This is a genomic window from Streptomyces sp. L7 (genome assembly GCF_050990935.1).
Taxonomy (GTDB): Bacteria; Actinomycetota; Actinomycetes; order Actinomycetales; family Microbacteriaceae; genus Leifsonia.
The window spans coordinates 18,721-38,535 of the sequence record NZ_CP194645.1; the positions used below are offsets into that span (position 1 = coordinate 18,721).

Here is a 19,815-nt window from a genome sequence, read left to right on the forward strand (position 1 = left end):
CTTCCTGGCGTGTTTCATGATCGATCGCAGTGGGAGTCTGAGATCGTCCTCGAGTGGACTCTCGTCTAGCAGCAGCTACTCGAGGTGGATGCCCTGTTGTCTTGATCGGCGTTCTTGATCATCGTGCGGGCCATGTTCTCCCCGACAACGTACGCCTCCACAACCGGTAGGACTTCCCCGCCGGGGTGTGCATCGAACCAACTTTGTGCGTCTTCGGCTGAGGTGAAGTAGTGCACCTGGTTGCAGAACGCAGACCGGATAGAGGTCATGTCGTCCGGGTTGACCAGGGATACCACGGCGGTGTCGGGGGACACCGAGCGCACCCCATCAGGCCCGACAGTGATGGAAATAGGCTCACCGCTTGCGGGGCTGACCGATTCCACCCGTGCGGTAACGCTGAGCAAAGTGGGGAAGATGAGGGTGTCCAGCGCGCACCAGGTGTAGAGCTGTTCACCGTTGACCTCGAAACGGTGCGGCGTGGGCCGAAGTGTCAGGCCCTGCCCGATGATGCGGCCGTTCTCGTACTCGATATCTGGCACTGCGGCAAGCGCCTGCCGCACCTGGGCTTCACTTCGGCCGGTCGCCGCTGCCAGGGCTCCGATCTCGACCGGGTCGCCCTGGGCGAGCAGTTTCAGCAGCGGCAGCCAAAGCGAGGCTTCCTGCCCCGTCTCGGTCGAGGTGAGACGTTCAGCAATGGGAGTGGACTGGTTCATGTGATCCTCCGTAGATCGACGGTTACTTGAGGTACTTGAGGTACTTGAGGTGGGTCAGGCCGCGCAGCAGGAGAGCTTGCTGACATCGGTGGAGAAGGACTGGGCGGCGATCTTGATGCCCTCGGCCATCGTCAGGTACGGGCTCCACATGTTCGCCACCTGGTCGACGGTCATGCCGGCTTCTAGGATGTACACTCCCGTTGCGGCGAGGTCCCCCGCATCCTTCGCCACGGCCGTCAGGCCAACGATGCGGCCGGTTTTGGCCTCGGTTACGATCTTGATGAACCCGCGGGTGTCCCGGTTTACCAGCGCCCGCGGGACGTACTCCAATGGCAGCACCCGGCACGTGCAGCTGATGCCGGCCTCGTTGGCCTGTTTGTCCGTCATCCCCACCGCAGCAAGTACCGGACTGGTAAACGTGACTCGCGGCAGATGCCGATAGTCGACCTTTCGACCGGCATTGTTAAACGCGTTCTCCACCATGAGGGCACCGTGCGAGGCAGCGACGTAGACGAACTCCGGATGCCCGGTGACATCTCCTGCGGCCCAGATCCGAGCGTTAGAAGTGGCCAGTTCCGCGTGGACAAGCACCTCGCCCTGTTCCCCCGTCTGCACGCCCACCGCAGCTAGATTCAATCCTTCAGTGACAGGACGTCGGCCTGTCGCGACCAGCAGTTTCGCTGCACGGAACTCTTCGCGCCCACCCGAAACGTTTGCGGCGGCGACGACTTCGCCGGTGTCGGCGTCGACAGAGACCGACGTTACGGACGCTCGCCGTACGACGCGGATGCCTTCGTCAGCGAACACGGCGCCCAAAGCCCTGGCAGCTTCCGGTTCCTCGGCTGAGGCCAGCCGGGAGCGCACTAGGAGAGTGACCTGAGAGCCCAAGCGGGCGAAGAGTTGGGCCTGCTCGAGGGCAACGTATCCGCCGCCGAGAATCAGCAGCGAGGCCGGCACCTCGGGCAATTCCATCGCGGTTGTCGATGTCAGGTAATCGACCTGGTCGATTCCCGGAATCACCGGCACCCACGGGGTGGACCCGGTCGCGATCAGATAATGCGCGGCACGCACGGTACTAGTGGCGCCGCCCTCCCCCGTAACGGTCAGGGACGGGTCTTCTTGACTCCCAGTGAACGTGGCGTTGCCGTGCAGCAGTTCCCAGCCATACTCCCCGATCAAGTCGACATACTTCTCCGAGCGCAACCCCTCCACCAACGCCCGTTTCCCGGCAATCAGCGCCGGCATATCCACCGGGTCAGCACTCGCCATAATGCCGGGGAACCTGGCGGCGTCCAGCGCGACATGGCGGGCCTCGGCTGCAGCGAGCAACGCTTTCGAGGGCACGCAACCAGTGTTCACACAGGTGCCCCCGACGGTCGAGCGCTCGATCATCACCACGGATTTGCCCAGGTTCGTGGCCCGGATCGCCGCGGCGAACGCGCCACCGCCGGAACCGACGATCGCCAGATCAAAAGTGTGAACGGGCTCGGACATATGGCCTCCACGGGCATAAAGGGCGGATCGAATAGCTAAAAAACGCTTGCCGCACCCAGTCTGTACCTTCCAGTAGACTGGAACGTCAAGGGATGTAGAGCAGGAAAGGGGCATTATGCGTATCGGTGAAGCAGCCACGGTAACCGGGATGACGACGAAAACGCTCCGGTTCTACGAAGGCCGTGGCCTGTTGCCGGCCACCCCCCGGGCGCCGAATGGCTACCGGGACTACGGAGCGGACACCGTGGCCCGCATTGATTTCATCCGTCGCAGTCGGGTCGCCGGTCTCACCCTGACTCAGATCAGCGACATCCTGAAGGTTCGAGACGCCGGCCAGGCCCCGTGCACGCACGTACGCGACCTACTGGCTGAACAGTTGGCAGACCTGGACCGGCAGATCACCGAACTCACCGCCCTGCGCTCAACCGTCGCGGAATACCACGCTTTGGTCCTCGCTGCCGATCCCGTCGCCTGCGACCCGGAACGCATCTGCAGCTACCTTTGAGCCTGGCGTGTCCCGGTATCCGGTTCCTCCGGTGCGGGGCAACAATCGTCGTCCTGCGGATCTCCACTCCCGTCAGGTCGGGAAGCGATTCGATGCCATACCACGCCAACCAGGACCGCCGCAATCAGCACGCCGCCGCCTGTGACGACGACCGGTTGGTTGCTGCCGATCCACACGGACATGGAACCGGATATCCCTGTGAGGATTGACACGCCGGGAGCACCGCCGAGGAGTTGTGGTAGCCAATAGATCAGCAGATAGACGCCGGAGGCCGCCAGCACCGCGCCGGTGATCCGTGTCATGTGCGGCAGGAGCCGGCGCAGGTAAGTGCTGATCACCGTGCTGGCGAATGCGGTCACCACCGACAGGGTCACCAGCAGCACCGCGGACCCGGCAGCGTAAGCGGCGAACACCAACAGCACGGTAGCCCAACCGGTGCCGGTCAGAGCCTGTGTGACCACGGCCAGTAGCAAGGCCAAACTGCAGGAAGCCGATGCCAACGCGTAGCCGACACCGAAGGCGATCATCCCTCCCTGTTTGCGGTTACGCCCCACTGAGCCGAGAAAGTTCAATCCCAGCGAGATCCTCAGCCCGATCAGCATCGCGAGACCAAGCAGCGCGAAAATGGCTCCTAACGCCGCAGCCAACCACGGGATCACCCCCACCAGCAGGTGCATGCCGGCGGCCAGGAGCAGGCCGAATATTGTGAAGGTGCCGGTGTAGCCCAAGGTGAGGGCCAGCCCGGAACGCAAACCGCCGGCAAGTCGCCCCCACACTCCTCGAGTGCTGCCGGTGGTGCCGGTGCCGTAGGCCAAAAACGCCGGCAGCACGGCGAACCCGCACGGGTTCACCGGTGCCAGCATTCCGGCCCCGAAAGCCAGGACAAGAAGCGCGCCCACTACGAGCCGGCCTTGGTCACGGCGTCACGGATTTGCCCCGCGCTCGGTTCGACGCCGCGGAACACGACGGTGCCGGCCCGGTTTATCACCACCACCGAACTCAGGTCCTGCACCTGGTAGGCGCTGATCAGTTGTGCGTTCGAGTCACTCGCGTAGGCCAGCGAAGAAGCGTGATTCTGCGCCAGGAACGCGGTGATATCCGCCACTGTTTCCGAAGGCGCAACATCCACGGCAACATAGTTCGCCGCCTGAGGCGCCGCATTCTGAACCCCTGCCAGCGCGGCGCTTTCCGGGCCGCACGATCCACAGCCCACCGAGAAGAAGAACAATACGGTCGGCTTGGACCCAGGCACGACAACCTGCCCGCCGGTGACGGTGTGAGCGGTGAACGCTCCGGACGCAGCCGGTGCCGCCGCTCCAGCCGACGAGACCGGAGCAGATTGAGCGGTGCTGGCCGTGCAGCCGGTCAAACCGAGCCCGACCGCCGCCACGACCGCAGCGACACTCAGCCACGATCTGCTCCAACGCGGGCGCCGGACTACCGTCATCATCGCGGTACCATCCCTCACCGTTGGTGTCCCTTGACCCGATCGACCGGGCCGCGTACGAATCCTGGTTTCTCCGGAACACAGCAGTCCTCGACCGCTCGCCTCATTACCAAATGCCGCCGCCGAAACAGCAACCACACCAACACGCTTCCGGCCGCCACGATCGCCGCCGCGATCACCCACGGGTTGGCCAACACAGCACCAACTCCGCCAAGGATCCCGGCAAACCCGACCGCAGCAGCCGCACCAATCAACAACGGAGCCCCGCAGCACGCGGCCGGGAGCAACAGAATCCCGATCGTGGCCAGCACGGTGCGCCCGCCGCCAAGCTTCGAATCAGCCGACATGATCATTCCTCTCAACCCCGGCAAATCCGGTCCACCAGCTTCATGGAGGGCGCAGTCCGGAGAGACGCCTCAATAGCAGTGTCGACCTTCCCCCTGATGGAAGGTCAAGTCGGGCCGGGAATCACAGGATCACCACCGCCTGGCGGACGATCGCGCCATCAAACAAACCGCTGAACCTACGCTGCTTGCGTCCTCCGCGCCGGGCTTCCGGCATCACCGTAGTCAGCGGCGCTCACACGGGCCGCACAGTGTGCCCGTACCAGAGGGGTCGGCGTGCGGGTCCTAGTATCCGGCCGGCCAGTTGAATGCGGCGGGCGCTGTCGCCGTGGTGCCGGACCGGGTGACCACCCACTGGAAATTCGGCCCAGCAAAGTGCTAATCGGTGGTTACGGCCACTGTCCCGTTTAGCTATAGGTTATGGAGACGCTGTCTGATTGCCAGTAAGTTGTCAGCGCTCGTCAGGAATTGAGCACTTTCGCTCGTGAGGAATTGAGCACTTCGTTGTGTGGTTAGTTTGCCGCGTTTTCGGCGCGGACGGAGGGTAGCGTCTCGATCTCGGTGTTTCGGAGTCGATAGCTGGAGCCCTTCAGTGTGACGACTTCGGCGTGGTGGACGATGCGGTCGATCATGGCCGCGGCGACGACTTGGTCGGAGAAGACGTCGCCCCAGCGGGCGAAGGGCATGTTGCTGGTCAGGATCAACGACGCGTGTTCGTAACGGGATGAGACGAGTTGGAAGAACAAGTTCGCGGCGTCCTGCTCGATCGGGATGTAGCCGACCTCGTCGACGATGATCAGCCCGTAACGGCGCAGCTTGGCCAGCTCAGCGCCGAGCTTGCCAACCGTGTGGGCGGCTTGCAGGCGGGTTACCCATTCGGTTGCGGTGCCGAACAGAACCCGGTGACCCAGGTGGGCGGCTCTGATCCCGAGCGCGATCGCCAGGTGTGTCTTGCCAGTCCCGGGCGGACCGATCAGGACGACGTTCTGCCCGCCCGCGAGAAAAGCCCCGCCGGCCAGGTGCAAGATCGTGTCGCGCTTCAGCGCGGGTTGGTGATCGAACACGTAGTCCTCGATCGTCTTGCGGGCGGGGAACCCGGCCGCCCGGATCCGCAGATCCGATCCGGAGGAGTCCCGGGCCGAAACCTCCCGATCCAGGACGGCAGCTAAGTATTCCTCGTGGGACCACCCGGCGTCGCGGGCCTGCTCGGCCAGCCGGGCAGCGTGCTCCTGGATGCGCGGCGCCTTCAGCGCCCGGGCGAGATGGTCGATCTGCTTGATCGCGGTGCTAGTCATGCGGTGTGCTCTTCCTGGTCGAGGGTGATGCCGAAGAAGGCGTCGTAGTCGGCCAGATCCCGCAGGATCCCGGCATCCTCGATCGTCTTCGGCCACGGTTGCTGGAACGCGACCCGCAGCCGGCCGGCGCTGCTGACGTGTTCGGGGTCGGTGATCCGTCCGGCGCGTCCCCAGCTGCGGGGATGGTCGGCGACCAGCCGACCGGCGAGACGCGCTTGGACCCGCTCCAAGTCGGCGCTGACATCGACCATCCGATCGATCGCCGCCGGGTCGACGGAGTAGTCATTGCCGAGCACGGGCGTGTAGTAGTCCCGGCCGACCCGGATCCGGTTGCGGAACCCGGCCTGCGGGTCCAACGGCGGCAACGCCAGCATCGACCTCCGGTCCAGCTCGATCAGCTGAGTCGGCCGGGTCTGGAGCGATCGGACCGTTCGTTGATTCGCTCTGGTCAGCCAGGTCGCCAGCTGGGCGTTGAAGTCGTCGGGGTGCTCGAACTGGCGGCCAGGCATGAACGAGGTCTCCAGGAACTGGTTCGCTCGTTCGACGATGCCCTTGGACTCCGGATCGAAGGGCTTGAGCTGAACAATCCGAGTGGCCAGCGTCCCGCAGAACCCGGTGACGCCCTCCGCGAGATGGTTGCGGCGGCCAATGCCGGCCTCGTTATCCCAGATCAGTCGTCGGGGAACGGCGCCCAGCTGCCCACTCAGCAGCGACCACATGCCGGCCAGCAGGTCCGGTGTCTTGCGGGTGGGTAGCATCCGGGCGGTGATGAACCGTGAATACGAGGCGACCATCACCAGCACCGGGAAGGACGCCCATTGGCCGGTCCCAGTCGGAATCCGCGCTGGCGGGAACCAGAGATCGCACTGGACCTGGTCGCCCGGGGAGTAGTCCAGCCGGTCGGCTGGGTCCTTCGGTGAATACTCCGGCCGCAGCAGGGCGACCCGTTTCCGGAACCACGACGGCGACCCTGCCCAACCGACTCGTTCGGCGATCACCGTCGCCGGCATCGTCGGGAACTCGGCCAGCAGCGACCGGACCCGCGGCTCGAGCTCGTCGAACGCCGACGGTCTCGGCGGCTGCTGATAGGTCGGCGGCGCTGGCGAGGCCAACGCCCTCGCCACCGTGTTCCGCGACAGCCCGAGCTGTCTGGCGATCTGCGCCTTCGGCACTCCCTCTGCCAAGTGCAGCCGCCGAATCAAGGCCCAATGCTCCAAGGTGATCACCCGTCCAATCTGGATCAGGTGCTCAATTCCTCACGAGCGTTTCTGCTCAATTCCTAACGAGCGCCGACATAAGTCTCCTGGTGGTGGGCTGGGTTCCCTCGCGCGCCGTGGAGACCGGACGCAACCCGCTGATGTTTGCGGTCGGCTCGAATGTGCGGAGTGCCAGGAGTGCAAGTTCGAGGTAGAGGATGGCGCTACGACAGCGACAGTGTGCGCTGCAAAGATTGCGCTATTTAGCGATCAACTCCATGAACCGGGTAGTCAGTCCCCGAAAAGTTCGCCGAGCCAACCTCCGCGCCGCTTTCGATCGGGACTGTTATCTCTACCGTCGTAGTGGGCGGGGCGGTCCGATCTGGACCACCCATGTTCAACATCGGCCGAGTTGAATGCCGGAGAGGTAGCAGCGGGTTCAGATCGTTCGATGATCTTGTCCAGCTCTCCACGATCCAACCAGACGCCGCGGCACGTTGGGCAGTAGTCGATCTCGATGCCTGAACGTTCTGAAAGGAGAAGAGTTTCCCCATCGACAGGGCATTTCATAGAACCACCGTATTTCTGGATTGTTGCTCAGCCGGGTAGGAACCCGGCTGACGCGGGGACGGCAGGAGCGCTGGAGTAGGGCGTCGTACTCGGCTTTTGTCGTACAGCTACGGTAGCGCTTAGCGCTCTATTCAGCAACAGCTGTATAGTCAGTGGATGCTGACTATTGCTTCGCGCCTTGATGTCATGAACCGTTTGGGGAGGGCGATGGCCGATCCCACTCGATCAACGATACTGATGACGCTGTTGGACGGACCCTCGTACCCCACCGAGTTGGCGCGAGAACTTAGCCTCACGCGCTCGAACGTATCGAACCATCTGACGTGCCTGCGTGATTGCGGGATCGTGGTGGCTGAGCCGGAGGGCCGTCAGACGCGTTATGAGATCGCAGATCCGCACCTGGGTCGCGCTCTTGCGTCTCTCATTGAGGTGACGCTGGCTGTTGATGAGAACGCGCAGTGCCTCGAGCCTGATTGCGCGGCTTGCCGCGATCTGGTGGTGGAGGGGCGCGCATGATGTCGGTAGCAGGGTCACAAGTCGACGACGTCGGTGTCGACGAGGATGAGGTCGAGGACGAGGGCCCTTGGTGGAGGGACCGAGACGTCCTGATCCCTATCGGTTCCGGGCTCGTCTTCCTGACCGGCTTGATCCTCCAATGGACGGGCCTTGAGCTTGCGGCCCTCGTACTGTTTTGGATTGCGCTGTTGTTGGGTTCCGCAACGTTTGCCCCGGGCGCAATTCGAAAGCTGTTCGGCGAAGGCAGGCTGGGCATCGGCCTTTTAATGACCATTAGCGCCACAGGCGCGGTAATCCTCGGCTTTGTTGAAGAGGCTGCCGCGCTTGCTTTTTGTACTCGATCGCTGAAGCGCTCGAGGACAAGGCAATGGACCGTGCACGGGCCGGTTTGCGTGCTTTGCTGAGGCTTGTCCCAGAAACAGCCACGCTGCGCGACGGGGAACTCGTTCGGGAAGTCTCCGCTCACGAACTGGCGGTCGGCGACTTGTTGCTGGTGCGTCCCGGAGACCGAGTCGCCACAGATGGTGTCGTACGGTCAGGGCGAAGCGCCGTAGATACCTCGGCGATCACCGGGGAGTCCATTCCGGTGGAGGTCTCGACCGGCGACACCATTTCAGCCGGGTCGATCAACACCTCCGGGGTATTGGAGGTGGAGGCAAGTGCCGCCGGCACGGATAACTCTTTGACGACAATCGTCCATCTGGTGGAGCAGGCTCAAGCTGACAAAGGGGCGCGGGCTCGGTTGGCCGATCGCATCGCCAAGCCTCTTGTCCCTGGCGTGATGATCCTTGCCGTTCTCATCGGAGTCATCGGCTCCGTGTTCGGTGACCCAGAGTTGTGGGTTACCCGGGCCTTAGTGGTCCTGGTTGCTGCGTCACCGTGCGCCCTGGCCATTGCGGTCCCTGTGACGGTTGTGTCGGCGATCGGCGCTGCCAGCAAATTTGGAGTGGTGATCAAGTCCGGAGCCACCTTCGAACGGTTCGGTGGGGTGCGCCGGTTCGCTGTGGACAAGACGGGAACCCTCACACGCAACCAGCCGACAATCGCACGAGTCATCACGGTCCCTGGAACGGAGCCGGCCGACCTGCTGAGAAGGGCGGCAAGTGTTGAGATGCATAGTAAGCACCCACTTGCGGCCGCCATTGCCGCCAGCCATCCAGACGCGCCAGAAGCAGTAGACGTCACAGAAACGGCCGGACATGGTGTGACGGGTGTCGTGAAGGGTGTCGCGGTGACCATTGGCAGTCCCCAATGGCTTTTGCCGGGGAGGATGCATCAAGAGGTCAGCGATCTCGAAAGCCAGGGCATGACCGTCGTGATCGTTCATTTTGACGACCAGTTCGCTGGAGCGATTGGGATCCGCGACGAGCTGCGTCCGGAAGTGCCCGAAGTGATCGCGTCTCTTCGTGAACGAGGAGTTGAGGTGACGATGCTGACCGGGGATAACGAAAGGACCGCGCACGCCCTCGCGGCGCAAGCACAGATTCACGACGTCCGCGCTGAGCTTCGACCCGAAGACAAGGCCGCAGCTGTGGCGAAGATGAGCCGCACCGCTCCAACCGCAATGATCGGCGATGGCATCAACGACGCCCCCGCCCTGGCCGGCGCAGACGTAGGAATCGCGATGGGCGCCACTGGCTCCGATGCCGCCATCGAGTCCGCCGACATCGCCTTCACCGGCCACGACCTCCGGCTCATCCCCCTCGCTCTAGACCACGCACGGCGAGGCAGAGCCATCATCAACCAGAACATCCTGCTCTCATTGCTGATCATCACCGTGCTGTTGCCCCTGGCGGCGTTTGGCGTGCTGGGGTTGGCGGCGGTGGTACTCGTCCACGAAGTGGCCGAGGTGATCGTCATCCTCAATGGTCTACGGGCCGCCCGGTCAAGGCGACCGTGATTGGAGCCACGGTGCTGCATAAACGAGGGGGTTGAATGACACCGCCAGCTGACGCACCCCAACGTTCACGTATCGATCTTGTTTCCGGTCATGCCCGTTGGTTGTTGGTTCTCACCACATTCGTGCTCGGAGCACTAGTGGTAGCCCTGGACCAGTTCACCAAGGGACTCGCGGAAGTGATGCTCACGCCAGGCGACCGGGCCCCGCTGATAGGCGATCTCTTCGGGCTGCAGCTGACATACAACCCGGGAGGAGCCTTCTCGTTGGGCGCAGGCGCCACCTGGATATTCACGATCGTTTCTGTAATTGCAGCCATCGCCGCGGTCGCGCTAGCAATACGAGTCCGGCGTATTCGTTGGGCGGTTCTGATCGGCGTTGTCGGAGGCGCCGCGACCTCACACGCCGTCGACAGGCTATTTCGCTCCCCGGGATTCGGGCGCGGCTACGTCGTGGATTTCCTCGCTTACGGCAACTGGTTCATCGGCAATATCGCTGACATCTGCATCGTGGTGGGCCTTGCCACGGCGGCCCTGTTCGCGCTTACCAGCACCCGCAACGGCGGTAAGAGTCCCCGTGAGGCCGGCGGCTCAGCGTGATCTTAATGCCAATGCTGAATAGGAGAAGGGTGTCCGGCTGTGAGTGAGACGGAGAAGGAATCCGATACGGTGCTGCCCGCTCGCACCGCGGCGATCCGGGTCTCGCTGGCACTACTTGCGGCGACACCCGCGGTCGCCGTCCGGCTCACCGGCCTGTCCTTGGCCCCAGCTGTGGCCGTGATCGTGTTCGGTGTGGGAGTTCTTGCATCGGTAGCACTCCTGATGTGGGCGGCAGAAGCGGTCCGCGCAGACATCTCCGGCAGCCTCGCCCTGGCCCTGTTGTCAATCGTTGCAATCCTGCCGGAATACGCCGTGGACATCTTCTTCGCCTACCGCTCCGGCAGCGACCCAGCCTACGCCGCCTACGCCACCGCCAACATGACCGGCGCAAACCGCTTACTGATCGGTGTCGCCTGGCCGCTCCTGACTTTTGTCGCAATCTGGGCCATCCGGCGCCGCGGCCCCGCTTCTGAATACAACGGATGGTTCCGCAGCGGGATACAGCTAGATAAGCATCGGCGAATCGAACTTTGGTTCCTCGGCGCCGCCACGCTGTACGCCCTGATCATTCCCCTGACAGGGCGACTCGCATGGTACGACACCCTTATTTTGGGTGCGCTTTTTGCGGGCTATCTGTGGCGGATCCGAGGAAACACGGATTCAGAAGAAGAACTCACCGGCGTAGCCGCCACCGTTGCAGCTCAACCGCGGCTGCGCCGACGACTGCTGGTGGCCGGATTGTTTGTGGCAGCAGCCATCGTCATCCTCAGCGCTGCAGAACCGTTCGGCCAAGCCCTCGTCGAAGCCGGCAGCCAACTCGGGGTGGACCGATTCCTCCTCGTGCAGTGGCTGGCACCAATCGCATCAGAATCTCCCGAAGTCCTCGTTGCCATAACCTTTGCGCTTCGTAACCGCGCAAACGACGGCATGACAGCACTCCTGGCCGCGAAACTCAACCAATGGACCCTGCTCATCGCCTGCCTCCCCATCGCCTACTACCTCGGCGGCGGCGCCGCAGCAGGACTGCCGCTTGATGCCCGCCAAACGGAAGAGCTCGTTCTGACCACTGCCCAAACCATCCTTGGTATTGCGGTCCTGACCAACCTGAGGCTGACAGGCGGAAAGGCCCTTCTCCTACTAGTCTTGTTCACCGCCCAATTTGTCCTCCCAGACGAGCACGCACGCTACGCAATGTCGGTCGTCTACGTCCTAGTGGCGGTGGTCTTCCTCCTCGTGCGCCATCGTGACTTGCCTTCATTGCTCCAGGCCGGCGTCCGAACTGACCGCGACAGACGCAACAACTCTCACCGGACGTAGCCACATTTAGAGGACAGTCGCTAGTATTTCCGGGGTACACACATAGGCTTCTCGAGCCCGTGCTGGAGCTATAAGTCGGCCTCCGCATGGCCATCCTGCGCGGCAACGGCTGCTGCCGACCCCGACCAACTCACCGAGATGGCCCCGGTTCCTTAAACAGCTCCATTCGAGGCGCCACGCTGCGAAGGACGCTCCTGAACGTCGTGCGCCGCGGGGTGTTCGCCCGTACCGACGCTACTAGCCGCCACGGCCTCGGAACGTTGCCGAACAGGTCGGATGAACAGCAGCAGGACAGGGATGAGATAGACGATCCAAGCCGACAGCATTAGCCAGGTTGTTCGGGCGTGGAAGCCAATTACGCTCTTGAGAAGCACGCCGTACCAGCTATTTTCCGACACCGCCGCGGAGACATCGAAGGCGATGGCGTTACTGCCGGGCAACGCGCCACCTTCCTGCAGGTCTCCGACACTGCCAGCGAGCACACCGGCAGCGACGATGACCAGCAAGATCCCGGTGATCCGGAAAAACCTGGCGAGGTTGATCCGAACAACACTGCGGTAGAGAAGGTATTCCAAGGCGACGGCGGCCACCAGACCGAGCACCGCACCCGCCAGAGGCGCCGCCCCTCCCCCGGTGTTGGTTCGCATGTTGCTCCACAAGAAGAGCGCCGTTTCCAAGCCCTCCCGGACAACAGCAACGAAAGCCGTTGCAGCTAGAGCCAACACGCCTACCCTTATCGCGACGTCAAGCTTGTCCTCAAGTTCCGCGCGGATGTGACGGGCAGCTCGGCGCATCCAGAAGACCATGTAGGTCACGAATCCCACGGCAACGACACCAAGCGCGCCGGCGAACAACGGCTCCACACGGTCGGCAAGTTCCCGCGCGCCGAAGTACAACAGGGTGCCGAAACCCACACTGACCGCGACAGCCGCCGCCACACCGATCCAGATCGCACCCAGCCCCCGCCGATGACCGGACCGGCACAAGTAGGCGACCAGGATGCCGACAACCAGTGACGCTTCCAGCCCCTCCCGGAGCCCGATTAGAAAATTGGCAAACACCAAGACCCCCTATTTAGGATAGGCTTACCTTAGTGCTCTTAGGTGAGGGGTGCAATTTGGACGGTGTGGATGTCGCATCGCCTGTCGAGATGATCGGTGACCTCCTGAACCGACGAGTACTCCCCTGAGTACCAGGGTTCCAGGCGGAAACGATCGTTTGCGGTCCTCTGTCGGCGTCACGAGCGCCGCGGCACTCCGGTCCGCGGGTCAAGGCCGGCCGTGAAGCGGTCGCGGAGCGCCGTCAGGTCTGAAACGAATTCGGATCGGTTTGCCGTGAAGCGGTCCGGCACACCCACGAGCGGCGGCCGGGGTGAAATGTTCACGTACCCGAGGGTGACCAAGTCTGCGACAGCGCGAGCGACTGCATCTAGGTTTCGACCGGTACCCCTAACAAGGTCCTTCCGGGTCGAGTCCGGGTGTTCCAGCAGGTAAAAGAGCACATCGCGCCGTCCAGCCGTTTCGAGAGCTTCCGCAGCAGCGTCCGAGCGGTCCAGCGGAGCACTGTTCCTTGGGCTAGTGCGCGTGTCCGTCACGCCATTGCCCGCATCGACATCAAGCTACGAATCTGCGTGACGAGCTGCGGGAGCTTCTGGTGCAGACGCACATTGGTTTGGACCATCGCTGCGGCAGCCGCCGGATCGCTCATGGGGTTGTATTCGGGGGCAAGCACTCGATACTCCACCAGGTATTTGTCGCGGGCGGCCGGCCAGAGTGCCCCTGGCCGCACCATGTCATCGACAGTTCCGTTGATCGTCTGAACCACGCGCCCCATCAGCGGCAGACGTTCGGACGGTCCCACTTTCGGGAATGCTTGGCCAATCGTGGATCAAGGATTCGCCCCTGCTTCGGCAGCGCGAGCACGGCGTGGCCGGTCCATCGCGCGAAACCATCCGACCACGACGGCGCATCACTTCCAACGGTCGCCAGCTCACGACTCGTGCCCTTTTCGAGGATTCGCGCGGCGACGGGAACGATATGGGCCTCAACTCCCAAGGAACCCAGGATGAGCTGAATCTGGTAGCAGGCATTCGTGCATTGGTTCAGTCCCAGTCGGCCAGGGTCGCCCGCACCGACCCAACAGCCGACCGCGGCCGCAACCGTTGCCTGCTCCTCATCGCCCTTCAGAACGATCTTCTCGGACCATTCCTGAATCGCTGCGCCGAGTGGCGTCGTATCCCGCCACGCCCGATTGGCCGGATTCCCCTTGGTCTGTTTCTTCTTGCGGCTCACATCGCCCCCCAAATTGTCAGTGTGTTGAGTTGAGTCGGTCTACAGGTGCGTGTCCGCGCGGCCGGCAATCACCTAGTGAGGCTGGCGGGCGCGATCGGTGTAAGTCAGGCCGGCGCGGCGCACAGCGTCAGCCGGCGTCCCGTCGCTGTGGTTGGGAGCCTCCCCCGTCATCGGCAGCGGCGCGCTGGCACGCGCGTACTCGTGCACCTGGTCGGTGAGCGCATCCCAAGTTGGGATCTCGCCCGCGGGTGTGGTGACCAGCTCGACGCCGCACGTGATCCCGCGCTCCGTGAGGTAGCGGCGGGCAGCCGTGAGATACGCCTCGGCGTACGCGGCCAGGTCGCGCGCGAACAGCGCTTCCACGTCGTTCACGAGCTGTTGTGCAGCGGTGGCCTGCTCCTCGGTCACCCCCTCCGCGAACGTGGCTTCTGCGGCCGCGTCGCGCTCGTGGTCGTAAAGGTCGCCTAGACCGAAGTCGTAGAAGACATCCTCCGCATCGAATGGCAGCCTCACCGGCTCGGTGCGGTAGCGCAGCAGTTCTACGTCGTCATCCCCCGCGGTGCTGTGGACGATCTGGCGCACGTAGTCGGCTTCCCATGATCCGGGCCGTCCGGCCAGCAGCTCCTCAACTCCGCCAACGTTGGCGGCAACAGCCGTGAGCACGTAGCTGGCGATTTCTCCGAAGTCGACGGGCTCGACGGTAGCCTGCTCGGTGCCGGTGCCGGTGCCGGTGCTGCGCATGCGCGTCCGGCGCGCAGCCGCGGTCAGCGCGGCGATCGCCTCGGCTACCGGGTTGGGCTCGGCAGGCTGGACCGCCTGCAGTGTGGTGCTCATCGTGTAGTCCTTTCGGATCAATACTCGAGGACGGTCTACAGGTTGGCCGCCGCGGCCCCTTGGGGCAGCTCACGGGCTCCCACGGGCGGGAATTGCTGCCCGTTGTTGTATTTGGCTTCCAGGCGCTCGACCTCGGCCATGACGGCTTTGTGGATGAACTGGGAGAGGTTGCGGCTGCCTTCGGTGGTCATTGTGTAGAGGATCGCGCCGCGCACCCGGTCGGTGTCGGCCGGGTCTTGGTAGAACGACACCTTTGCCCGTGACTTCGGCTCGCGCGGGGCAGGCTTGGCCTTCGCCGCGGCGCGCTCTGCTTCTTGGAGCTGGCGGGTCTGTTCTACATGGTCGGCGTCCTCGTGTTGTTCCTGGGTCCATCCGGTGGCGTCGACGGCGGCCGGGGCCGCTGCGGGCGGCGGTGTGATGGGGCTCGATCCGGCGAGGCTGGATTTGCGGGGTGCTGGTCGGTTCATGATGCGGCTCCTTCGATCGCAGTCAGGTGGTCGGCGTAGATGGTGCCGAGTTCTGTCGCCTCGGAGCCGCCCCACTCGTCGAGTCCGCGTGCGGCCTCGGCCGCGTCGGAGATGACGACGCGCTTGGGGACGACCGGTGAGAGCATCCGCAGCCCTCGGCCCGTGATGGCTTGTCCTAGCTCGTCCAGCCATGTGCGGCCGCTGACGGTCTTTTCCTCGTGCTTGTTGACGATGACGCCCGCGACGCTGAGTCGCGGGTTGTAGTAGGCCCTGACGTTCTCGATGGTGTCGAGGAGCTGGCCTAGTCCGTTGGCGCTGAACAGCTTCGATTCGGTGACGACCACGACGGCATCGGCGGCCGTCAGGCCGTTGATGGTGAGCTGGTCGAGGCTGGGGGCGCAGTCAATCAGGATCAGGTCGTAGTCGTCGATGACGGTGGTCAGCGCCTCGCGCAGGCGCCCCTCTCGTCCTGCTCCGGCGATCACGAGTTCGTCGCGGACGGAACCGAGCATGACACCAATGGTTGGCACCACGTCGAGGCCGGGCCATACGCCGGGAACAATGACGTCGCGGATGGTCTCAGGTGCGCGCGAGCTGAGCGCGTCGGCAAGGCCGGCCTGGTCCTCCCCCACGGCCTCGGCCGCGGCGATCGAGGTCAGATTGCCTTGCGGGTCGTTGTCGACGGCGAGAACGCGCCGTCCTGCGCGCACCGCAGCGCGGGCCAGATGGAACGTGGTTGTCGACTTCCCGACACCGCCCTTCTGATTGCAGAGGGCGAAGATTTGAGCGGTCACGGATGTTACCTCCAATAGGTCTAATAGTACTGTTACCGTCGGTGTATCGGGCCCATGCGCTTGCGCGTGGCGCAAGGCCGGGGAGCTGCATGCAGCTCCCCGGCGATACGACGGGTTAGAACGGGGTTTCGTCGCCGCTGTCCGCAGGCTGGCTGGCGCGCTGGACGGTGACGCTCTGGCCGCGGAGGCTGACGCCGATTTCCTCGGCGCGGACCTCGTGCTGAACGCGCGTTCCCTGCTCGCCTTTGTATTCGGTGATGCGGTAGCTGCCGGAGAACGTCACGCGGATGTTTCCGCCGGCCTCGGCGGCATCGACGAGGTTCTGGGCTTGGTTGCCACTGACGGCGACGTCGTAGGCCGTTGCCGGGCCGTCGATGTATGACCCATCCGACTGTCGGACGCGGTCACTGACGATGACGCGGGCGTAGGTGTACGGCCCGTGCTCCCCTCTCGGAGCGTGGGCGTCTCGGCCAGGTTTCCAGTGCGAGCGATGTAGCTCATTTCGATTCCTCCCAGAGTGATGTTGACTCTAATAGTACTGTTGGGGTTTATAGAGTTGCAATGATCTAGTAGCGCTCGACCTCCATCTCTCGACCGTCCATCTGCGAGGGGTACAGCACCCACTCGACGCCACTGCCCGGGTTCGGACTTTCGACACGCACACCGCGTACCGGAGAGCCGAACTCGATCGGCCCCAACTCGTCAGTAACGCGCAGCGGCGTGCGGTACACGCGGCCGCCGTGACTCAGGATGCGGTCCCCGATCCGCAGGTCTGCAAGTCGAGTAACGAGGATCTTGGACATGGCTTCCCCTATGGAGTGATCTAACGGTAATAGTACTGTTAGGGTCGTTAGGGCTGTTTTGGGTTCCTGCTGGTTCGTGCCGGCGGATGATGACCGGGGGCACCGTGTGCCCTTGCGTCTACATCTAATAGTACTATTACCGGCGTTGGAGGTCAAGCTACTGGCAGCTGTCACACTGCAAAGCTTCCATCGGGTCGACGGGCACCACGTACTCCACCACCGGAGCGCGGTAGTGGTCATCGCCCTCGTCGTCACCCTCGGCGTGTGCCTCGATCCACATGTCCGCGCTGGCAGGCTCTCCGATCGCTCGAAGCATCCCCGCCAGGGCCTCAACCTCGCCGCAGCTCAGTTGCGTCGCCACGTCGGCCGCCAGGTCTCCGGCCGAGAACACCGCCGCGAATCGAGTTACGTCGCTGGTGTTGGTAATGAGTGTGCTCATCGTCTCTCCCTCTCCCTCATGTTTTTTTGCCGGGAAGGCACGTAGTGCCGTTCAGGGAGAGCGGTTGGAGTGCAACCCGAAGGGTAGCGGGGGAGAAAATTTCCGCGCGAAATAAGGGAGCTTGCGACCGCGTGCGGAAAATCTCGGCGGAGCTGGCTCCCGCAGGGAGCTTGCGCGGAGGCCGCCGACCGCAGAATGCCGCAGGCTTCCCGGCAAAAAGACAGGGGCCGAAGGCCGTACAGCCGGCCGGCTCCGTCCGGCCGTCCGTTGTCGGCGCCGGCTCCGTCCGGCCGTCCGTTGTCGGCGCCGGCTCCGTCCGACGCCGACCGCTCTGGACGGGTTCAGTCGAAGCCGGGGCCGAAGTTGTCGGCCCAGCATTCCGGGTGAATTCCGGATCGGATCAGCTCGCGGTCCGCAGCGGGTCTGGTGGGCGCAGCGTCCTGGATCAGCGCACCCGCGCGCAGCGCCGCGGCTTCCTGTGCGGTGAGCTCGACGACGCTGCTCTGATGGCAGAACATGCATACCGGCGTGGTGTGTGGCTCGGTGGTCATTGAGTCCTCCAATAGTGGTGTTGGGGCTAGTCGGCGGCGAGGTCGTAGCCGCCGAGCGGGGAGCGGCCGGGCACGTGGCGGCGTCCGTGCTCGCCGCGCTCGGTGAGGATCGGCACGCCGGGCCGCGGCCACGCGGCCGGATACGTGGCAGTGATCCATGCGGCGATGGCCGCGGTCCGCTGCTTGTTCTCGAAGCGGGCCAGCTTGCGGGGGAGGATCGGCAGCTCGCGCCAGCCGGGGAGCGCGTGATCGTGCCATGCCTCGACGGCGGCGCTCTCGTTGTCGGTGATGATGTGCCAGGCGCAGCGGGGGCAGTTGGCCTGATACCGGCCGCCGCCGGGCAGCGGTGCGGCGCTGTGGTCGTGGTCGGCCTCGCGGCACCAGGCGTCCGCGGTGAACATGTGCAGCTCGTGGCCCTCTGTGACGGTCGGCCCGCCGCCATAGTGGGCGGAGTGCCACATGTGGCTACGGGGGATGCAGCCGAAGTGCCCGTGTTCGGCGCAGTAGCGCTCGAACGCGGCGACGAGGGCGGCGGGCTCGTAGTAATCCGTCGTGTAGCCGAGGGGCGCGCCATCCCACGGGGTGGCGGCGATCGCCTCGCGCTCGAATTCGGCCAGGTCGAACAGGGTGGGCTCACTGGTCATTTCGAATACCTCCAACAGTACTATTAGGGTCAAACGGTGGCGGGCTCGGGTGCGGGCTCGGTGAGTGCGTCCGCGAGGGTGTGCGCGGCTCGAAGGATGTTCGCCGCGGTGGCCTTGATGGTGTCGGCGTCGCAGTTGCTCCACCCGGCGACGTATCCGACGCTGTAGGCGCTGGTGTCCAGTCCGAGAATGCCGGCGACGATGTAGGCGACGCTCTCGGCCTCGGTTTCCTTCGTGCCGCGGTGCTCGATGTACTCGGCGTGATCTTCCTCCGCGTGGAGGATCGCGTGCGCTGCCTCGTGCAGTGCGGTCTTTGCGGCCTGGGCGGGGGAGAGGTTCGCGTCGATGACGATGCGTCGGGCCTCGGGGTCGGTGTAGCCGTTGGCAGCTCCGGCGATGGGCTCGCGCTCGAACGTCCAGCCGGTGCCGGTGAGGTAGTCGGCGGTGGCGTCGAAGATGCCGCGGGCGTCGTCTCCGGTGAGGGGTCGGGCGATGTCGGCGGGGTCGCCGGCTTCCTCGTCGATGAGGTCGGTTTGTCCCATGTCGAACACGGAGACGGGGAAGAACCGCACGCGGCGCTGTTCTTCTTCCTCGCCGGTTCGCTCGTTCTCGACCGTCTCGCGAATCTCACGGCCGCCGAAGATGCGGATGCCGCGCTCACCCTTCCGCACCTGTCGGTTGAGCTTCTGCCAGGTCCGGTATCCGGCGACGTGCGTTGCCTCGGGCCGCTGGGCGAAGATCAGCAGCAGGTTTCCCAGGCTGTAGCGGTGGAAGGACTGGGCGAAGTCCAGGAACCGCGCCCACGCTTCTGACTCGCGCAGCGCCTCGACCTGTTCCGCGATCGTTGCTTGCAGCTCCTCGGCCTCCGCGCGACGCTCCTCGGCGGTCTTGGTGCTGGTGATTTTGCGGGCCATCTCGCTACCTCCGGTGACGGTATTAGTACTATTAGGGCCACTCAGACCCCCCCTCACGTTTTCTTGCCGTGAAGGCACGTAGTGCCATTCAGGGCAGAGGAGGGAGTGCAACCCGAAGGGCGGTGGGGGAGAGAGTTTTCGGCCGATGTGAGGAGCGGAGCGACGCGGCCGAAAAGTCTCGGAGG

General features: G+C 64.2%; 24 protein-coding genes and 1 pseudogene. 5 read left to right on the forward strand and 20 right to left on the reverse strand.

Annotated elements, in window-relative coordinates; genetic code table 11:
• Positions 1 to 65: 65 nt before the first annotated feature.
• Both merB and merA read right to left on the reverse strand, forming a co-directional pair.
• On the reverse strand, positions 66 to 713 hold the full coding sequence (merB, locus tag ACR5MH_RS21760; protein ID WP_407792072.1) for an organomercurial lyase MerB: 648 nt from the start codon (positions 711 to 713) through the stop codon (positions 66 to 68).
• Between the two features lie 54 nt (positions 714 to 767).
• The gene (gene merA, locus ACR5MH_RS21765; protein ID WP_407792073.1) at positions 768 to 2,207 is read right to left on the reverse strand and encodes a mercury(II) reductase; all 1,440 of its coding nucleotides are present in this window, start codon (positions 2,205 to 2,207) and stop codon (positions 768 to 770) included.
• Positions 2,208 to 2,322: 115 nt separating this feature from the next.
• Here merA and ACR5MH_RS21770 point away from each other — a divergent pair, with 115 nt between their 5' ends.
• Positions 2,323 to 2,712, forward strand: a complete 390-nt coding sequence (locus tag ACR5MH_RS21770) for a heavy metal-responsive transcriptional regulator (RefSeq protein ID WP_407792074.1) — start codon at positions 2,323 to 2,325, stop codon at positions 2,710 to 2,712.
• Here ACR5MH_RS21770 and ACR5MH_RS21775 read toward each other — a convergent pair.
• From ACR5MH_RS21775 to ACR5MH_RS21800, 6 genes are all read right to left on the reverse strand, one after another.
• Entirely contained in the window at positions 2,703 to 3,611 is a 909-nt protein-coding gene (locus tag ACR5MH_RS21775; RefSeq protein WP_433862707.1) for a cytochrome c biogenesis CcdA family protein, read from the reverse strand. The two genes, ACR5MH_RS21770 and ACR5MH_RS21775, sit on opposite strands and share 10 nt — an antisense overlap.
• Positions 3,611 to 4,102, reverse strand: a complete 492-nt coding sequence (locus ACR5MH_RS21780) for a peroxiredoxin family protein (protein ID WP_407792076.1) — start codon at positions 4,100 to 4,102, stop codon at positions 3,611 to 3,613. Before ACR5MH_RS21780 ends, ACR5MH_RS21775 begins: the two co-directional genes overlap by 1 nt.
• A gap of 74 nt (positions 4,103 to 4,176) precedes the next feature.
• On the reverse strand, positions 4,177 to 4,506 hold the full coding sequence (locus ACR5MH_RS21785; protein ID WP_433862708.1) for a hypothetical protein: 330 nt from the start codon (positions 4,504 to 4,506) through the stop codon (positions 4,177 to 4,179).
• Positions 4,507 to 5,015: 509 nt separating this feature from the next.
• Complete coding sequence (gene istB, locus ACR5MH_RS21790) at positions 5,016 to 5,798, reverse strand: IS21-like element helper ATPase IstB (protein ID WP_407792078.1); 783 nt, start codon at positions 5,796 to 5,798, stop codon at positions 5,016 to 5,018.
• Positions 5,795 to 7,015 carry an IS21 family transposase gene (istA, locus tag ACR5MH_RS21795; protein WP_407792084.1) on the reverse strand — a complete coding sequence of 407 codons (1,221 nt, stop codon included), beginning with the start codon at positions 7,013 to 7,015 and terminating at the stop codon, positions 5,795 to 5,797. Before istA ends, istB begins: the two co-directional genes overlap by 4 nt.
• A gap of 270 nt (positions 7,016 to 7,285) precedes the next feature.
• Positions 7,286 to 7,564, reverse strand: a complete 279-nt coding sequence (locus ACR5MH_RS21800) for a zf-TFIIB domain-containing protein (protein WP_407792079.1) — start codon at positions 7,562 to 7,564, stop codon at positions 7,286 to 7,288.
• A 156-nt stretch (positions 7,565 to 7,720) separates the two neighbouring features.
• Here ACR5MH_RS21800 and cmtR point away from each other — a divergent pair, with 156 nt between their 5' ends.
• From cmtR to ACR5MH_RS21820, 4 genes and pseudogenes are all read left to right on the forward strand, one after another.
• Positions 7,721 to 8,080, forward strand: coding sequence for a Cd(II)/Pb(II)-sensing metalloregulatory transcriptional regulator CmtR (cmtR, locus tag ACR5MH_RS21805; protein ID WP_407792080.1), 360 nt, complete (start codon positions 7,721 to 7,723; stop codon positions 8,078 to 8,080).
• Positions 8,077 to 9,980, forward strand: a pseudogene (locus ACR5MH_RS21810) (heavy metal translocating P-type ATPase). Before cmtR ends, ACR5MH_RS21810 begins: the two are co-directional and overlap by 4 nt.
• A 35-nt stretch (positions 9,981 to 10,015) precedes the next feature.
• Complete coding sequence (locus tag ACR5MH_RS21815) at positions 10,016 to 10,576, forward strand: signal peptidase II (protein ID WP_407792081.1); 561 nt, start codon at positions 10,016 to 10,018, stop codon at positions 10,574 to 10,576.
• A 39-nt stretch (positions 10,577 to 10,615) separates the two neighbouring features.
• A complete protein-coding gene (locus ACR5MH_RS21820) occupies positions 10,616 to 11,893 on the forward strand; it encodes a sodium:proton exchanger (protein WP_407792026.1) in 1,278 nt (425 codons plus the stop codon).
• Between the two features lie 152 nt (positions 11,894 to 12,045).
• On the opposite strand, the gene efeU is transcribed toward ACR5MH_RS21820, so the two are convergent.
• From efeU to ACR5MH_RS21880, 12 genes are all read right to left on the reverse strand, one after another.
• Positions 12,046 to 12,954, reverse strand: a complete 909-nt coding sequence (efeU, locus tag ACR5MH_RS21825) for an iron uptake transporter permease EfeU (protein ID WP_407792085.1) — start codon at positions 12,952 to 12,954, stop codon at positions 12,046 to 12,048.
• A gap of 529 nt (positions 12,955 to 13,483) precedes the next feature.
• Positions 13,484 to 13,717 (reverse strand): hypothetical protein, encoded by a 234-nt coding sequence (locus ACR5MH_RS21830; protein ID WP_433862698.1) that lies wholly within the window; start codon positions 13,715 to 13,717, stop codon positions 13,484 to 13,486.
• Positions 13,718 to 13,725: 8 nt separating this feature from the next.
• Positions 13,726 to 14,184: a hypothetical protein gene (locus ACR5MH_RS21835; protein WP_407792028.1), complete on the reverse strand. Its 459-nt coding sequence runs from the start codon at positions 14,182 to 14,184 to the stop codon at positions 13,726 to 13,728.
• A gap of 72 nt (positions 14,185 to 14,256) precedes the next feature.
• Positions 14,257 to 15,018 carry a hypothetical protein gene (locus ACR5MH_RS21840; protein WP_433862699.1) on the reverse strand — a complete coding sequence of 254 codons (762 nt, stop codon included), beginning with the start codon at positions 15,016 to 15,018 and terminating at the stop codon, positions 14,257 to 14,259.
• 35 nt (positions 15,019 to 15,053) lie between these two features.
• The gene (locus tag ACR5MH_RS21845) at positions 15,054 to 15,485 is read right to left on the reverse strand and encodes a ParB family protein (protein ID WP_407792030.1); all 432 of its coding nucleotides are present in this window, start codon (positions 15,483 to 15,485) and stop codon (positions 15,054 to 15,056) included.
• Positions 15,482 to 16,279, reverse strand: a complete 798-nt coding sequence (locus ACR5MH_RS21850; RefSeq protein WP_407792031.1) for a ParA family protein — start codon at positions 16,277 to 16,279, stop codon at positions 15,482 to 15,484. Before ACR5MH_RS21850 ends, ACR5MH_RS21845 begins: the two co-directional genes overlap by 4 nt.
• 115 nt (positions 16,280 to 16,394) lie before the next feature.
• A complete protein-coding gene (locus tag ACR5MH_RS21855; RefSeq protein WP_407792086.1) occupies positions 16,395 to 16,694 on the reverse strand; it encodes a single-stranded DNA-binding protein in 300 nt (99 codons plus the stop codon).
• Positions 16,695 to 16,845: 151 nt separating this feature from the next.
• Positions 16,846 to 17,082, reverse strand: a complete 237-nt coding sequence (locus ACR5MH_RS21860) for a hypothetical protein (RefSeq protein WP_407792032.1) — start codon at positions 17,080 to 17,082, stop codon at positions 16,846 to 16,848.
• Positions 17,083 to 17,239: 157 nt separating this feature from the next.
• Positions 17,240 to 17,521, reverse strand: coding sequence for a hypothetical protein (locus ACR5MH_RS21865; protein ID WP_407792033.1), 282 nt, complete (start codon positions 17,519 to 17,521; stop codon positions 17,240 to 17,242).
• 341 nt (positions 17,522 to 17,862) lie between these two features.
• Complete coding sequence (locus ACR5MH_RS21870; protein ID WP_433862700.1) at positions 17,863 to 18,072, reverse strand: hypothetical protein; 210 nt, start codon at positions 18,070 to 18,072, stop codon at positions 17,863 to 17,865.
• A gap of 26 nt (positions 18,073 to 18,098) precedes the next feature.
• Positions 18,099 to 18,716 carry a DUF6349 family protein gene (locus ACR5MH_RS21875; RefSeq protein WP_407792035.1) on the reverse strand — a complete coding sequence of 206 codons (618 nt, stop codon included), beginning with the start codon at positions 18,714 to 18,716 and terminating at the stop codon, positions 18,099 to 18,101.
• A gap of 29 nt (positions 18,717 to 18,745) precedes the next feature.
• Positions 18,746 to 19,630: an ArdC-like ssDNA-binding domain-containing protein gene (locus tag ACR5MH_RS21880; RefSeq protein ID WP_407792036.1), complete on the reverse strand. Its 885-nt coding sequence runs from the start codon at positions 19,628 to 19,630 to the stop codon at positions 18,746 to 18,748.
• Between the last annotated feature and the right edge of the window lie 185 nt (positions 19,631 to 19,815).

Bases quoted from the DNA above. Each gene is read 5' to 3' on its own strand.
- merA (WP_407792073.1), bottom strand. From the start codon at position 2,207: ATGTCCGAGCCCGTTCACACTTTTGATCTGGCGATCGTCGGTTCCGGC.
- ACR5MH_RS21860 (WP_407792032.1), bottom strand. From the start codon at position 17,082: ATGTCCAAGATCCTCGTTACTCGACTTGCAGACCTGCGGATCGGGGAC.
- ACR5MH_RS21865 (WP_407792033.1), bottom strand. From the start codon at position 17,521: ATGAGCACACTCATTACCAACACCAGCGACGTAACTCGATTCGCGGCG.
- ACR5MH_RS21770 (WP_407792074.1), top strand. From the start codon at position 2,323: ATGCGTATCGGTGAAGCAGCCACGGTAACCGGGATGACGACGAAAACG.
- ACR5MH_RS21800 (WP_407792079.1), bottom strand. From the start codon at position 7,564: ATGAAATGCCCTGTCGATGGGGAAACTCTTCTCCTTTCAGAACGTTCA.
- ACR5MH_RS21840 (WP_433862699.1), bottom strand. From the start codon at position 15,018: ATGAGCACCACACTGCAGGCGGTCCAGCCTGCCGAGCCCAACCCGGTA.
- merB (WP_407792072.1), bottom strand. From the start codon at position 713: ATGAACCAGTCCACTCCCATTGCTGAACGTCTCACCTCGACCGAGACG.
- cmtR (WP_407792080.1), top strand. From the start codon at position 7,721: ATGCTGACTATTGCTTCGCGCCTTGATGTCATGAACCGTTTGGGGAGG.
- ACR5MH_RS21875 (WP_407792035.1), bottom strand. From the start codon at position 18,716: ATGACCAGTGAGCCCACCCTGTTCGACCTGGCCGAATTCGAGCGCGAG.
- istB (WP_407792078.1), bottom strand. From the start codon at position 5,798: ATGACTAGCACCGCGATCAAGCAGATCGACCATCTCGCCCGGGCGCTG.
- ACR5MH_RS21870 (WP_433862700.1), bottom strand. From the start codon at position 18,072: ATGACCACCGAGCCACACACCACGCCGGTATGCATGTTCTGCCATCAG.
- ACR5MH_RS21815 (WP_407792081.1), top strand. From the start codon at position 10,016: ATGACACCGCCAGCTGACGCACCCCAACGTTCACGTATCGATCTTGTT.
- ACR5MH_RS21785 (WP_433862708.1), bottom strand. From the start codon at position 4,506: ATGTCGGCTGATTCGAAGCTTGGCGGCGGGCGCACCGTGCTGGCCACG.
- ACR5MH_RS21880 (WP_407792036.1), bottom strand. From the start codon at position 19,630: ATGGCCCGCAAAATCACCAGCACCAAGACCGCCGAGGAGCGTCGCGCG.
- ACR5MH_RS21845 (WP_407792030.1), bottom strand. From the start codon at position 15,485: ATGAACCGACCAGCACCCCGCAAATCCAGCCTCGCCGGATCGAGCCCC.